This is a genomic window from Paenibacillus sp. 79R4 (genome assembly GCF_013393165.1).
Lineage (GTDB): Bacteria > Bacillota > Bacilli > Paenibacillales > Paenibacillaceae > Fontibacillus.
On sequence record NZ_QJOT01000024.1, the window covers coordinates 1 to 14,183 of the forward strand.

A 14,183-nucleotide genomic window follows, 5' to 3' on the forward strand; every position below is an offset into this window, starting at 1 on the left:
TAGCTTGAGCGAAGTGAAAGCTAGCGCCTTTAGACGCGAGCCGGTAATAAAGGCTTATAGCCTTAGAGCAAACCACCCGTTAGACGGGTGGTCATGATTTTATCCAGAAGAGCAATGAATTAAGAAAGCAAGAAGGATAGGAGGGGAAGGATTAACGCAAATTTTCAGAAGATTTCCGCACAGGAAATAGTAAAAATTTAAACTTGATCTTGTTTTTGTTCAATGATAAAAAGGAAGTACTTAGTGCAAAAGATACACAATAATGATAGCAACTGGGGGGTGGTCCTAATGGTAAATATCAATAGGCTATCCCTGTTTCTATTTGGAGGCAGGATGTCTGGGATGCCGGGATTAGAGCAGGCAAATATTTATGGGAAGGGGGACCCGGGAGGGATGAGCACAGTTGTCTATCGTAAATTACATATTACCCTTCATAAATAATCGATGCTGCATCGTAAGAATTTTTCAAAGGCAATCAGGGCAAGAGAAATAATTTGTATCCGAGGGGGCGAATGCCATGAGGAGCCGAACGATTCTTATCGTCGATGATGAACCGAGATCTAGAGAGGGAATGAAGAAGATACTCGGGGTATGGGCAGCCGGTCAATATGAAATCCTCACGGCGAGCAATGGGGGAGCCGCACTGCAAATTCTTGAGGAGACTCCGATAGAACTAATGATTACGGATATCCGTATGCCGGAAATCAGCGGTCTTGCACTAGTGAGTCAAATGAGGGCCAAAAGGATTCAACGTCAGCCTTCCGTTATTTTTGTATCAGGTCATGCTCAGTTCGAGTATGCCCAGGAAGCGCTTCGTTTGTCCGTGGTAGACTACTTGCTGAAGCCGGTAGGCCGGGAGAAGCTGATCGCATCCGTAGAGGGCGCTCTGAAAGCAGGGGAGGAGAAGGAACATCTCGTCTTCATGCGAAAGACGGCGGATCCGCAGCTTATGGCTATCAGGGATGAAGAGGCCGTATTAAGCGAAGCTGTCCGTCAGGCGATGCACTATATAGAGACACATATAGATGAAGCGATAAGTCTGCAGGAAGTTGCCGGACATGTGCATCTGAACGGAAGTTATTTCAGTGCACTATTCAAGGAGCAATGCCAGATCAATTTTAGCGAATATGTCACCCGCAGGAAATTGCAAAAAGCGAAGGAATTGCTGCTGAAGACGAATCTGACTATCGCAGAGATCGCTTGCCGCAGCGGTTATCAGAGAGTCAATTATTTTAATAAACTGTTCAAAGAATATGAAGGAATGAGTCCGGGGCGATATCGGTCGATGAGGAACGGAATGGAGGCCCAAATTCAATAGGGACTCAATTAAATATAGAGAATTGTAAAGATGCCATGGGAGAGGCCCATGGTGTTTTTTTTGAATATAAGCGGAGGGGGTTTTGAAAAAAAAGTGAAGTTAAAGGGCCAGTTTTAATGCCAAAACCGGACTTTGTGAACGCGCTTTTATGCAATTGGCCCAAAATCCAAAAATAGTGGAACTTTCCCCAAACACAGGCTCCTTATGCATAGAGAGTATAGGATTTATAATTATGTATGCGGTTACAACAAAACCGAATAATGAGATAAAAAAGGGGAGGCAAAGTATGAAAAAAATGAAACGTGTTTTAGTAGGACTTTCTTTACTGCTCGTAATGTCGTCTGTACTTGCAGCATGTGGCGGAAAATCAAATTCATCGAGCGAGCCGAACTCAAGTCCAGCTCCAACCACTAACAATTCTAGCACTCCACCACCGTCAAATGAGAAGGTTACAGTCAATCTCTGGAGCTTTACTGACGAGATTCCCAACATGACGGAAAAGTATCTTGCAACTCATCCTGACGCCAATGTGGAATTCAAAACTACGATTATTGCAACTACCGATGGCGCTTATCAGCCGGCTCTTGACCAAGCTCTGGCTGCTGGCGGTAAAGATGCTCCAGACATTTATGCAGCTGAAGCAGCTTTCGTGCTTAAGTATACACAAGGCGATGCATCCGATTATGCAGCTAACTATGCTGACTTGGGTCTTGACGACCAAAAGGTTAAGGATGCAGGCATCGCTCAATATTCCGTTGATATCGGCAGTAAAGATGGTGAGCTGAAAGGTCTTGGTTATCAAGCAACTGGCGGGGCCTTCATCTATCGTCGTTCCCTTGCAAAAGACGTATTCGGCACGGATGATCCAGCTACGATCAAGAATGAAATTGGACCGGGCTGGGATAAGTTCTTCGACGCAGCTGCGAAGCTGAAAGCTAAAGGATACGGCATTGTATCTGGTGACGGTGACATCTGGCACCCGATCGAGAACAGTTCTGACAAGGGCTGGATTGTAGATGGAAAGCTTCATATCGATCCGAAGCGTGAAGAGTTCCTTGATCTTTCCAAGAAGCTGAAAGACAACGGTTATCATAACGATACACAAGACTGGACTGAAGCATGGTATGCAGATATGTCCGGAAGTGGCACTCAACCAATCTTCGGGTTCTTTGGTCCAGCATGGCTGATCAACTACGTTATGAATGGTCAAGTCAAAGATACGAATGGCGACTGGGCTGTTACTGAGCCGCCAACCGGCTTCTTCTGGGGCGGTACATGGCTGCTTGCTAACAAGGATGTAACCAAGGACGAAGCTAAGAAGAAAGCAGTAGCTGACTTTATTAACTGGGTTACGCTCGATACTTCGGACACAAGCCTTCAATATTATTGGGCTAACGGTACGATGAAGGATGGCGAGCAAGGTACGAAGGACAGCGTAGCATCCTCTGTGGTTATGTCGAAATCCAACGGCGAAATCGAATTACTTGGCGGACAAAACATGTTCGACGTGTTCGTTCCAGCTAACGCTAACGCTTCCGGTAAGAACTTGACTCAGTTCGACGAGACGATAAACTCACTCTGGCGCGATCAAGTACGCGAATACACCGCAGGCAACAAGGATCGTGATAGTGCGATCGCAACCTTCAAACAGCAAGTCAAAGACCAGCTTGGTATTGATAGCGAATAAGAAGGAGCTGGAGGGGCGGGGGAGTTCCCCCGCCTCTTCCATATCAACTTAGTGAGGTGATAGCATGCGCCGCAAGGTTGTCAACTATTCGAAATACGGTTATTTTTTTACCTTTCCATTCGTACTGGCATTTCTGATCTTCTCGTTGTATCCCATTTTATACACCGCAGTTATCGGATTCACCGATATGAAGGGATTAATACCTAAACCAATCCATATCATGGATAACCCATTTCAGAATTTTAAAGATCTACTCTTTGATAATCCTTCGTTCAGAAAGTCTCTGACCAACACAGCGTTGCTCTGGATTGTCAACTTTATTCCTCAGATCGCTCTTGCGCTATTGCTTACTGCATGGTTCACGAACCGGCGCCTTAACATAAAGGGACAGGGAGCTTTCAAGGTTCTGCTCTATATGCCGAATATTATTACGGCGAGTACGATTGCCGTTCTTTTCAGTTCCATGTTCGCTTACCCGATGGGTCCGATTAATAGTCTGTTTCAGATGCTAGGATGGTCCGACGCTCCGATCTTCTTCCTCCAGGATAAGACGACAGCGCGCGGAATTGTGTCGTTCATTCAGTTCTGGATGTGGTACGGCAACACGATGATTATCCTGATCGCAGGCGTTATGGGCATAAATCCAGCGCTTTTCGAGTCTGCGGCAATTGACGGGGCCAATGGGTTTCAAACCTTCTTCCGTATTACGCTGCCGAGTCTTCGTACGATCTTGCTGTTCACGTTGATTACATCGATGGTCGGCGGTCTGACAATGTTTGATATTCCACAATTGTTCCTTGCCGGTGGGCCAGATGACTCCACGCTTACCGCAACCATGTTCATTTATGGGCAAGCGTTCAAGGGCAGCTATATGTATAATCGCGCTGCCGCGGCGAGTATGATCCTGTTCGTGATTGCAGCGGTGCTGTCTGGATTGCTATTCTATCTCATGCGTGATCGGGATGCGGCCAAATTGAGAAAAGCGGAAAAGCAATATAGAAAATCTGCTTATGCAGCAACTGAGAAGGAGGTGTAACACATGGAAAAGACTCAAAGAAGCGGGGCCTTTGGTCTGAAGCTAAGCAAAACGATTATCTATGTCGTCTGTATCCTGCTGGCGATTCTCAGCATCTTTCCGTTCTGGATCATGTTTGTCAACGCCACGCGCTCTACGGCTGAAATCCAAAGCGGACTTTCGTTGCTTCCTTCTACACACTTTATGGATAACTTACGAGTGCTGCTGGATAAGAGCTTCGATCCGATTCAAGGGTTCCTGAATTCATTCATTATTTCCAGCTCGGCGACAATCTTAACGGTCTACTTCTCGTCTTTGGCGGCCTATGGGCTGGTGACTTATAGCTGGAAACTGCGGAATGCATTCTTTACCTTCATTCTGTGTGTAATGATGATTCCTTCTCAAGCAAGCGCGATCGGTTTCTATCAGTTCATGTATAAGCTGCATTGGACGAATAGCTTCTTTCCGCTGATTCTGCCTGCGATTGCGGCGCCAGCGGTCGTATTCTTCATGCGCCAATATCTGCTGGCAACATTATCGGTTGAAATTGTGGAAGCAGCGCGTGTAGACGGATCGGGCGAATTTAAAACATTTAACCGAATCATTCTGCCGCTGATGATTCCGGCAGTGGCGACGCAAGCCATCTTTGCCTTCGTAGGCAACTGGAACAACCTGTTCATGCCATTGATCCTGTTGACGCAGAAGGAGAAGTATACGATGCCGATCATGGTGAGCTTGCTGCGCGGTGATATCTACAAGACAGAGTTTGGCTCGATCTATATGGGGTTGGCTCTGACCGCATTACCGCTGTTCATCGTGTACTTCCTGTTATCCCGTTATATCATTGCGGGTGTAGCCCTCGGAGGCGTTAAGGAATAACCTGTATAGTTGACATGGCGTGTGAATTGCTATAATCTTGAAGTGCATGTTCTTAAGAGAACCTTTTGAACTGCTTCTATGAAGAACGAAAGGGTGACCCAACTAAAATGAAGTACTAATCCTATTTGTTGAAGAGAACAATTGATGGTGGCTTTAAGCAGATTTATGCTGCTTAATTTTTGGTGCCTTCAATTGTTAATTTTCAGAATAGGATTGGATTTTTATAGTTGGACCTGAAGGAGTAATCCCATAAGCCATAGGGGAATCTCTTTAGGCACACCTATATATATTTATGCCTCCTATTCTGAATGGACATAGGGGGCATTTTTTGTCTCCTGCACAAATGAAGGGAGATGGTTGTATGTTCTTAATGGAAGCACAACATATTAAGTATTACGTACAGGATCGCTTATTGCTGGATATCGATCAGCTACAAGTTTACAAAGATGCCCGGATTGGCTTGGTCGGTCGCAATGGCTGTGGAAAGACAACGCTGCTGCAAATTTTAGCAAATAAGATTGTTCCGGAAGAGGGACATGTGGTTAGGCATGTTCATTGTGAACTGCTGCCGCAGCTCAAACATACCGATACAACGAAAAGCGGCGGGGAAGTTACACAGGAGTACATCCAAAAGGTACTGGTCAGAGACCCAATGCTGTTATTTGCGGATGAGCCAACGACAAATCTGGATACACAGCATATCGAATGGATCGAGAAGAAGCTGCGGGATTGGCAAGGGGCATTTATTGTGGTCTCCCACGACCGGGCGTTTCTTGATGCGCTTTGCACAACGATCTGGGAAATCCACGAAGGCAAGCTGAAGGAGTACATTGGGAATTACAGCGATTACCTCGAGCAGAAGGAAATAGAGCATGACCAGCAACAAGCGGCTTATGAGAAATATGAGAAGAAGAAGGCGCAGCTGGAGGAAGCCTTGAGGCTGAAAGAAAGAAAGGCGGAGAGAGCAACTAAGACGCCCAAGAAGGTAAGTAATTCAGAGGCGCGGATTACAGGAGCGAAGCCTTATTTTGCTAAGAAGCAAAAGAAGCTGCAGCAGACGGCCTCTGCGATTGAAACAAGACTGGAAAAGCTTGAAAAGGTCGAGAAATTCCGGGAGCTGCCGCCTCTAAAAATGAATTTGCCGAATGTAGATACGTTTATAAATCGGATCATTATCCGTATAGAAGATCTCGCTGGCAGGATTGGCAAGCGCATATTATGGAACCGGGCCAGCTTTCAGCTTCGGGGCGGTGATAAATTAGCGATTACAGGCCCTAATGGCTGTGGGAAGACGACGCTAGTGAAGAAGATTATGGGGCAAGAGCCGGGCGTGACCCTCTCTCCCTCGGTGAAGATAGGTTACTTCAGCCAAAACTTAAATATTCTTGATCTGGATAAAACGACTTTGGACAATGTGCAATCGTCTTCGAAGCAGACGGAGACCGTAATACGAACGGTCCTGGCCAGGATGCATTTTTTTAGGGAGGATGTATATAAGCCTGTCTCTGTGTTAAGCGGCGGGGAGCGGGTAAAGGTGGCGCTAACCAAGTTGTTCCTGAGCGATATCAATACGTTAATTCTTGATGAACCGACGAATTTTCTGGATATGGAAGCTGTGGAAGCGTTGGAGTCGCTTCTGAAGGAGTATGAAGGCAGTGTCATCTTCGTCTCTCATGATCGCCGCTTTATTGATCACGTGGCTACACGAATTTTGACGATTCAGGATCAAAAGCTTGAACTATTCGAAGGGACGTACCAGCAGATGAAGCAAGCCCCACCTAAGAGCAGTCGTGATACGCAGAAAGATCAATATCTCTTGCTCGAGACAAAAATTTCAGCGGTGCTGAGCCGTCTAAGCATTGAGCCGTCCCAGGAATTAGAGATGGAGTTCCAGCGTCTGCTCAAAGAAAAAAGAGACATGAATCGATAAAAATCAGCAGGATAGAGTCACGTGACTCTATCCTGTTTTTTAATGCAAAAAAATAGCGGATCAAAGGGGGAAAAGATCGAATAGGTTGCACTGGAAAGGAATGCTCAAGGCAATAAGCAATTGATGTATGGCGACTTTGGAACTTGGAAGTAGATTCCCGATTGAGTCAGGAGACGGCCCATGATATAATCAATAATGATAATCATTATCAATTAAAGGAATTTGGTTATGAATTATCAAATTTTATCTGTTTGAATTTGTCTTTGCAGTTATCATTTACAGGATTTCGAACTACCCGCTGCTGTTTCGCGACGTTTTGCGGACGGTGGCTTTTTATTTTAGTAAGGTGGGGAGCAGATATGATGGACAATTTATTGGAGGTAAAGGACCTGGCGATTTCTTTTAAGACCAGGGAAGGAGAAGTGCAGGCCATTCGCGGCGTCAACTTCCATGTAAAGAAGGGGGAGACACTGGCTATCGTTGGCGAATCAGGCTCGGGCAAAAGTGTGACATCCCAGGCTATAATGCAGCTCGTACCCCAGCCGCATGGAATATATAAGCGGGGGGAGATCTGGTTCGACGGCCAGCAATTGATTGGCAAGACGGAGAAGCAAATGCAGCGGATTCGCGGCAAAGAGATCGGAATGATCTTCCAGGATCCAATGACATCGCTGAATCCGACGATGAAGGTGGGCAAGCAGATCACGGAGGTGCTTCATACCCATGCGAAAATGTCCAGACAAGCAGCGTACCAAAGAGCGGTGGAGCTGTTGGATTTGGTAGGGATTCCGGCACCGGAGCGTCGGTTTCAGCAGTATCCGCATGAGTTTAGCGGCGGAATGCGGCAGCGGGTGGTCATCGCCATTGCACTGGCAGCCAATCCCAAGCTTTTAATTGCCGATGAACCAACCACGGCGCTGGACGTTACGATTCAGGCGCAAATTCTGGAGCTAATGAAGGATTTGCAGCGGAAGATCGGGACGGCGATTATTTTCATCACGCATGACCTGGGCGTAGTGGCTAAAATGGCCGACCGTGTCGCGGTGATGTACGCTGGGCAGATCGTGGAAACCGGGACGGCGGAGGAAATCTTCTATGATCCGCGGCACCCTTATACATGGGGGCTTCTGGCTTCAATGCCAAGCCTTGATGGGCAGGGAGGGAAGCTGGCCTCGATTCCTGGTACGCCACCGGATTTGATTCGTCTGCCGAAGGGGGATGCCTTTGCACTGCGCAGCCAATATGCGATGAAGATCGATTACGAGCAGGAGCCCCCTTTATACCGGGTATCGGAAACCCATTTTGTGAAATCATGGCTGATGCATCCTTATGCTCCGACGGTTACCCCGCCTGAAGCGATAGTCCGTAAACAGCGAACTTTGGAAGGGGTTTATGATCAGCCGGTCTTAGTTGCAGAACCTAATTGACAATGATAATCATTATCAATTATACTCCAATATATCAAGTCACTCTGACGGAGGAGTTGAAGAGATTGAGTAAAATTGTCATTGTCTATGCCAGCTTGACTGGCAATACGGAGGAAATGGCCGAACTAATCGCCGAGGGTATTCGTAGTACCGGGGCGGTCGTGGAATTAAAAATGGTGGAGGACAGCAATGCTGTCCATCTGTTGGAATATGATGCTTACCTGCTGGGAGCCTATACCTGGGGGGACGGGGAGATTCCTGATGAATTCGAGGACTTCTTGGACGAAATGAAGGAACTGGATTTGCAGGGTACACGCAGCGCTGTCTTCGGAAGCGGAGACACCACTTATCGGCTGTACTGCGGAGCTGTCGATGAATTGGAGGAGCGGATTAAGGACTTTGGCGTACAGGTCGTACAGGACGGCTTAAAGGTAGAATACGGGCCAAGCGCGGAAGAGAAGGTGTTATGCCGGGAATTCGGGGCGAATTTCGCCAAAAGCCTGGAGGGATTGCATCAAGTATGATGAGACGAATTGTGGACTATGAGTTGGAAGGGTGGATCCATTCGTACTCAGCGGCGGAGGTAAGCCAGGGAAGCGGAGAACGGAAGGTAACGTGGCGGCAGCGTGTGCAATACGCTGTAGGGCATGCGATTAACGATTACTACACGCTGATGCCTGCGGTACGTCTGCAGACACCGATACAGGTGCTGCTTAACCGGCGTTGGCCGCGCAATCAGGATGAATTTCCCGATCCCCTATTTTATTGGCAGGTATATAATCAGGTCGTGGCTCAGCTGACTTTGATCACGGGAATGCTGATTTATGACTATCCTGTGGCCTTGTATGAGAACTGGTCGATGAAATCAGACGTATTGGGCATGCAGATTTCTATTATTTTTCAGGCGTTATGGCAGGACAGGAGAGATCCGACGCGAATAACTGTGCAGAAGTTTCTTTTGGAGGATAATGTAGAGCTGGTCAAGGCGTTTTCGCATTTAACCAATGTGTTTTGGCATGGTGCTTTTGGCTGCCCTCCCGGCATTATTGAAGTCTACACCTTACTGGACGATCGGAAGCATGACATAATCGGGGAGTCACTGGAATTACAGGCCTCGCTGGATTATGTGAGACTGCTGACCGATGCTTGGGAAACCGAAATACAAGGGACTGGCGGGAAGGATCGGGAGGCAACGATAACATCATCAAGCGCCTGGGCCATATAAGCTTTGAGCATTCAGGAATGGGCCGTCCTTTAAACCGTCCTAATATTACACAAATGTAATTGGTCTGTATGGAGTTTGTATGTTTTACTCTATACAGGCTTTTTATTTGCTCCAAAATATGTAGATAATAGTAAGACAGACAACTTATTAATGACGTGAATTATAGGCTGGGTGATGACTATGTATCGAATATTGCTGGTGGAAGATGATCAATCGCTTGCGGAATTACTGTCCGGACATTTGCACAAATACGATTATGAATGCAAGGTTTGCTCTGATTTTAATGATATCTCAGGGGAGGTTGAGCAGTTTGATCCCCATCTGGTTCTGCTGGATATTAATTTGCCAAAGTATGATGGCTTCTATTGGTGCCGGAAAATCAGACAGTTCTCAACTTGTCCGATTATCATTATCTCGGCACGCAGCAGTGAGATGGAGCAGATCTACGGTATCGAGAATGGGGCAGATGACTATATTACCAAACCCTTCTCGCTAGAAGTGGTGGTTGCTAAGGTGAACGGGCAGATCCGCAGAAATTACGGGGATTATGCCGCCAATCCATCCGAGCGGACTGTGGTTTGCGGCGAGCTGAAGCTGTATCTGGAGAGCTTGATCCTGGAACACCAGGAACAGCAAGTGTTGTTGACCAAGAAGGAAGCGATGCTGGCGGGTATGCTGCTGGAGAATGCTCCAAAGGTGCTGAGCCGGGAGACCCTGCTCTCCAAGCTATGGGATGATGAGAGCTTCGTAGAGGAGAACACGCTCAATGTGAATATCGCTCGGCTCCGCAAGAAGCTGCAAGATGTTGGGGCCGATGCTGCAATTGAAGCCGTACGCGGTGTAGGGTACCGGTTGCTAGAGGAACCGATATGAAGCTGTTTATTAAGGACCATTTGTCCATTGGAATACTATATCTGGTTACTTTTTTCGGCTTATTCCTTCTGTATGACTGGCTGGATGGGTTTGAGGTCGGTGGAAAAGTTTATTTTGTGTTTGTAAGTTTGGTTCTTTTGTTGATCTTTCTTCTTTATCGGTATATCACGCGTCGAAAGGTGTATGAGCAGTTATCCGCAATACCAACCAAGCCAGAGGATATGCTCATTCATAATCCGCATTCGGTTCTGGAGGAAGCTTATGCCCAGAGTATGCGTGCCAATCTACAGCTATATCATTCTCAAATGAACCATTTGAAGAACCGGCAACAAGAGTATCAGACGATGTTGGGTCATTGGGTGCATCAGATTAAAACTCCGGTGTCAGTCATCAGCATGCTCACGCAAATAAACGAAGGTAATGAAGATTTCGCCAAGGTTCAAGCGTCTATTAACAAGATTAATTATAATTTATCACAGCTCCTGACTTATCTTCGCACAGAGGATTTTGCCGCGGATCTTAAAATTGAGCAGGTTCCATTAAGAAACGCCGTGTCCGAAGTAATTAACGATTTGAAGGATTTCTTCATCTCGGGCTCTGTCTATCCAAGCGTCTCTATCGAAGGTAATTTATCGGTCTATACAGATCGAAAGTGGCTAAAAACCATGTTATATCAGGTCATGAATAACGCTATTAAGTACAGCAAGCCAGGCAAGAACGTGCAGATAGCAGCAAAAATAGCAGAGAGTACCGTTGTCCTCAGTATTACGAATGAAGGGGGCGGGATCGAGCCGAGTGATCTGAACCGGGTGTTTGATTTGTTCTTTACCGGTGAGAACGGACGAAGGTTCGGCGAATCTACAGGGATGGGATTGTACCTGGTGAAGAGAATAGCTGATATGCTGCAGCATCAATATAAGCTGGAATCGATGGTTGACGGGGCAACCACATTTTATTTTTATTTTAGAAATCATGATTAGGGTCATGATTTTTTTATTACGAACTTGTAAGGGAACTGAAATGAAGGGGAATTGTCGACGGGTCGTACATCACTTATGATGAAGATGCTTCGGAGGGCAGAAGCTTAGTATACGACAATGAAGTAAGGAGATTTTATGAGTATAAAAATATTACAAGTGCATCAGCTTGAGAAAACATATGTGGGTAAAGTGAACTATACGGCGCTGAATGATGTCTCCTTTGATCTGGAGCAAGGGGATTTTGCGGCGATTATGGGACCTTCCGGAAGCGGCAAGACGACGCTGCTGAATTGTATTTCCACGATTGATATTCCCAGCGGTGGGGAGATTACTGTGAACGGACAGCAGCCCCACTCTTTAAATGATGAAAAGTTGGCCAAGTTCAGGCGGAATGAGCTGGGCTTTGTGTTTCAGGATTTCAACCTTGTTCATACGTTGACGGTTCGGGAGAACATTCTTCTGCCGCTTACTTTGGATAGCGTTTCTGTACCTGAGATGGAGCGACGCTTGGAGCAAGCCTCCTCATTGCTAGGCATCGAGTCGTTACTGCCTAAGCGCACCTTCGAGATCTCCGGAGGACAAGCGCAGCGGGTGGCCGTGGCCAGAGCAATCATCCATCAGCCTTCGCTGCTGCTTGCGGATGAGCCTACAGGAAATCTGGATACGAAATCGGCCAAGGATGTGATGGAGCTGTTCAAGTCTATAAACCGAACCTTGCAGACGACGATTCTTATGGTTACTCATGATCCCTATGTGGCGAGCTTCTGTAACCGTGTGATTTTCATTAAGGACGGCAAGTTGTATAACGAGATCCATCGCGGCAACCTTCAGGGGAACTTCTATCAAAATATTATGGACACCTTGACTTTCCTTGGAGGTGGGCGAAGTGACATTCAATAATATTGTTCTGAACAATATTTTACGGGATAAATGGACGTATATCGCTTATTTCCTAAGCAGTGTATTTTCAATTTTTATCTTTTTCTCGTTCTCAGTGTCGATGTTCCATCCCGATCTATCGGTTATTGCAAATGGTTCATCCCTATCCTTCGCGATGATGGTAGGCACGGTACTGGTGTATTTATTCTCATTTGTGTTCATCTCCTATTCGGTCATGTCATTTATGAGGGTAAGGCAGAGGACGCTGGGGCTATTCGTCATGATGGGGGCTTCCAAGCGCCAGATTAAAAAGATGGTCTTCCGAGAAAATATGTTTATCGGTATCGCGGCGATCATCATGGCGCTTGTATTAGGACTCGTCTTTGCCCCATTGTTTCTGATGGTGACGCGGAAGGTGATGCAGGTGGAAGGCTTTGTGATGTATTTTCCAAGCAGGGCTATCGCTTTGACCTTGGTGATGTTCTTTATGTTGTTCTTGCTCGTCTCCTTCTTCTCTCCGCTATTCATCCGAAAGCAAAAAATCATTCAGTTGCTCAAGTCGGATAAGAGGATGGAAGCAGAGGTCCGCTTCTCTCCTATCGGGTTGACCTTTGCGTTGCTTGCAACGGGAGGAACCCTGTCTATGATAACGATTGGGCATAACGTTGCGTTTGTGCATCAGGTATCGAATAACATTCTGGGGGTATTTTTCTTATTCATTGTCTTTGTGATTGGTTTGTATTTCTTATATTTACAGTTGTGCGTGCTCGTGTTGGAGCTTGTTCAGAAGCAGAAGCGTTATCTTCAGAAGACGAATATGCTCACCCTCTCCGGAATGAAGTCGCATTTACGAAGCAATGTGAAGATGATGTATCTTGTCTCATTGCTCCTTATGGGAACGTTCTTCGCTATTGTTGGATTGTATAGTGCGAATGTGAATGTGGAGCAGAATACGAAGGCGAATTATCCTTATGACTATATGTATGTATCTCAAGCGGATAACCCGCGTCAATCAGAGCATGTGGAGCTGCTGCAACAAAGCCTGCAAAATCAGGCCGGCTATGCTCCTTATAAATATGATGTTCTCTATATTGCTGAGCATCGGAGGCAGGCCATCGTCTCTCTGAGTAGCTACAATGAAGCGATTCAAGGGCTTGGTGGGGAACCCCTATCCTTAGATCAGAATGAGATTTATGCGGTTAACTTCCTGCCTAAGGAGAAGACGGATCTAAATATCTCTGATCCTATGCAGCAGGTCTTTCAACAGACGAATATGAATCCTCAAATGGTCGGAGGGAGCAGTCAGAATATTATGCCTGCCGGTTACTTCAATCGTCTCCTGGTGGTATCGAATCAGGACTATGTGAATATTGAGCGGAGGCAAGGCTTGAATCTGCTGCATGTGTTTGCTTATAACGTTGATAACTGGAAAGAGGACATAGCTACGACACAGGCTCTAATAGATCGCATCGGGTACAGTGATCATGGTGAATTTGGCTTTTTCAGCGCGGGGGATCTGTTTTATGTAGAGAAAAGCTCGAAAAATCTAATGCTCTATGTAGGCTTTATGCTCAGCTTGATATTTATGATCGCAGCGCTCAGCATGATCTATTTCCGACTGATTACGGATTTGGACAAGGAACGCGAGAAATATAAGGGCATTCTGAAGATCGGGCTGTCTCAAAAGGAGCTGTTCTCAATTGTGTCAAAGCAGCTTGCTGTGTTAATATTTGCGCCTTTTGTCGTGGCAAGCTTGTTCTTCTTAATTGGTGTTGCCTACCTGCGCGAGGTCATCGGTGGTTCACTAGGCAGTGTTACAGCAGCCAGCTTTGTTATCTTCCTGGTCATTCAATGCTTGGGTTACCTGGCAGTGAACCACAGATATAGAAGAGCATTAATTAAGAATTTGGTATAAAAAATGGCGCTGGAAACCCATATCGAGTTAGAGCGCTGATAAGCAACAGCCTCCT

General features: G+C 46.3%; 13 protein-coding genes. 12 read left to right on the forward strand and 1 reads right to left on the reverse strand.

Going from position 1 to position 14,183, the window contains the following annotated elements:
* The first annotated feature begins 517 nt into the window (after window positions 1-517).
* Window positions 518-1,318, forward strand: a complete 801-nt coding sequence (locus DMN77_RS22185) for a response regulator transcription factor (protein ID WP_068778504.1) — start codon at window positions 518-520, stop codon at window positions 1,316-1,318.
* Between the two features lie 99 nt (window positions 1,319-1,417).
* On the opposite strand, the gene DMN77_RS24060 is transcribed toward DMN77_RS22185, so the two are convergent.
* Complete coding sequence (locus DMN77_RS24060) at window positions 1,418-1,735, reverse strand: hypothetical protein (protein WP_256872537.1); 318 nt, start codon at window positions 1,733-1,735, stop codon at window positions 1,418-1,420.
* A gap of 73 nt (window positions 1,736-1,808) precedes the next feature.
* Between DMN77_RS24060 and DMN77_RS22190 the strand changes: the two genes are divergently transcribed.
* The 11 genes from DMN77_RS22190 to DMN77_RS22240 all read left to right on the forward strand — a co-directional run bounded on the left by DMN77_RS22190 (window position 1,809) and on the right by DMN77_RS22240 (window position 14,128).
* The gene (locus tag DMN77_RS22190; protein WP_229520784.1) at window positions 1,809-3,005 is read left to right on the forward strand and encodes an ABC transporter substrate-binding protein; all 1,197 of its coding nucleotides are present in this window, start codon (window positions 1,809-1,811) and stop codon (window positions 3,003-3,005) included.
* A gap of 64 nt (window positions 3,006-3,069) precedes the next feature.
* Complete coding sequence (locus DMN77_RS22195) at window positions 3,070-4,041, forward strand: carbohydrate ABC transporter permease (RefSeq protein WP_068778485.1); 972 nt, start codon at window positions 3,070-3,072, stop codon at window positions 4,039-4,041.
* Window positions 4,042-4,044: 3 nt separating this feature from the next.
* Window positions 4,045-4,899, forward strand: a complete 855-nt coding sequence (locus tag DMN77_RS22200; protein ID WP_068778484.1) for a carbohydrate ABC transporter permease — start codon at window positions 4,045-4,047, stop codon at window positions 4,897-4,899.
* Window positions 4,900-5,260: 361 nt separating this feature from the next.
* Window positions 5,261-6,829 (forward strand): Vga family ABC-F type ribosomal protection protein, encoded by a 1,569-nt coding sequence (locus tag DMN77_RS22205; protein WP_179016325.1) that lies wholly within the window; start codon window positions 5,261-5,263, stop codon window positions 6,827-6,829.
* 362 nt (window positions 6,830-7,191) lie between these two features.
* Window positions 7,192-8,256 carry an ABC transporter ATP-binding protein gene (locus DMN77_RS22210; RefSeq protein ID WP_068778503.1) on the forward strand — a complete coding sequence of 355 codons (1,065 nt, stop codon included), beginning with the start codon at window positions 7,192-7,194 and terminating at the stop codon, window positions 8,254-8,256.
* 65 nt (window positions 8,257-8,321) lie between these two features.
* Window positions 8,322-8,780, forward strand: a complete 459-nt coding sequence (locus DMN77_RS22215) for a flavodoxin (protein WP_179016326.1) — start codon at window positions 8,322-8,324, stop codon at window positions 8,778-8,780.
* Complete coding sequence (locus DMN77_RS22220) at window positions 8,777-9,481, forward strand: hypothetical protein (RefSeq protein WP_068778482.1); 705 nt, start codon at window positions 8,777-8,779, stop codon at window positions 9,479-9,481. The genes DMN77_RS22215 and DMN77_RS22220 overlap by 4 nt, the downstream gene beginning before the upstream one ends.
* A 180-nt stretch (window positions 9,482-9,661) precedes the next feature.
* Window positions 9,662-10,354, forward strand: coding sequence for a response regulator transcription factor (locus tag DMN77_RS22225; protein ID WP_068778481.1), 693 nt, complete (start codon window positions 9,662-9,664; stop codon window positions 10,352-10,354).
* A complete protein-coding gene (locus DMN77_RS22230) occupies window positions 10,351-11,334 on the forward strand; it encodes a sensor histidine kinase (protein ID WP_069188278.1) in 984 nt (327 codons plus the stop codon). The genes DMN77_RS22225 and DMN77_RS22230 overlap by 4 nt, the downstream gene beginning before the upstream one ends.
* A gap of 135 nt (window positions 11,335-11,469) precedes the next feature.
* Entirely contained in the window at window positions 11,470-12,234 is a 765-nt protein-coding gene (locus DMN77_RS22235) for an ABC transporter ATP-binding protein (RefSeq protein WP_068778480.1), read from the forward strand.
* Entirely contained in the window at window positions 12,221-14,128 is a 1,908-nt protein-coding gene (locus tag DMN77_RS22240) for an ABC transporter permease (RefSeq protein WP_068778479.1), read from the forward strand. The genes DMN77_RS22235 and DMN77_RS22240 overlap by 14 nt, the downstream gene beginning before the upstream one ends.
* The last annotated feature ends 55 nt before the right edge of the window (window positions 14,129-14,183 follow it).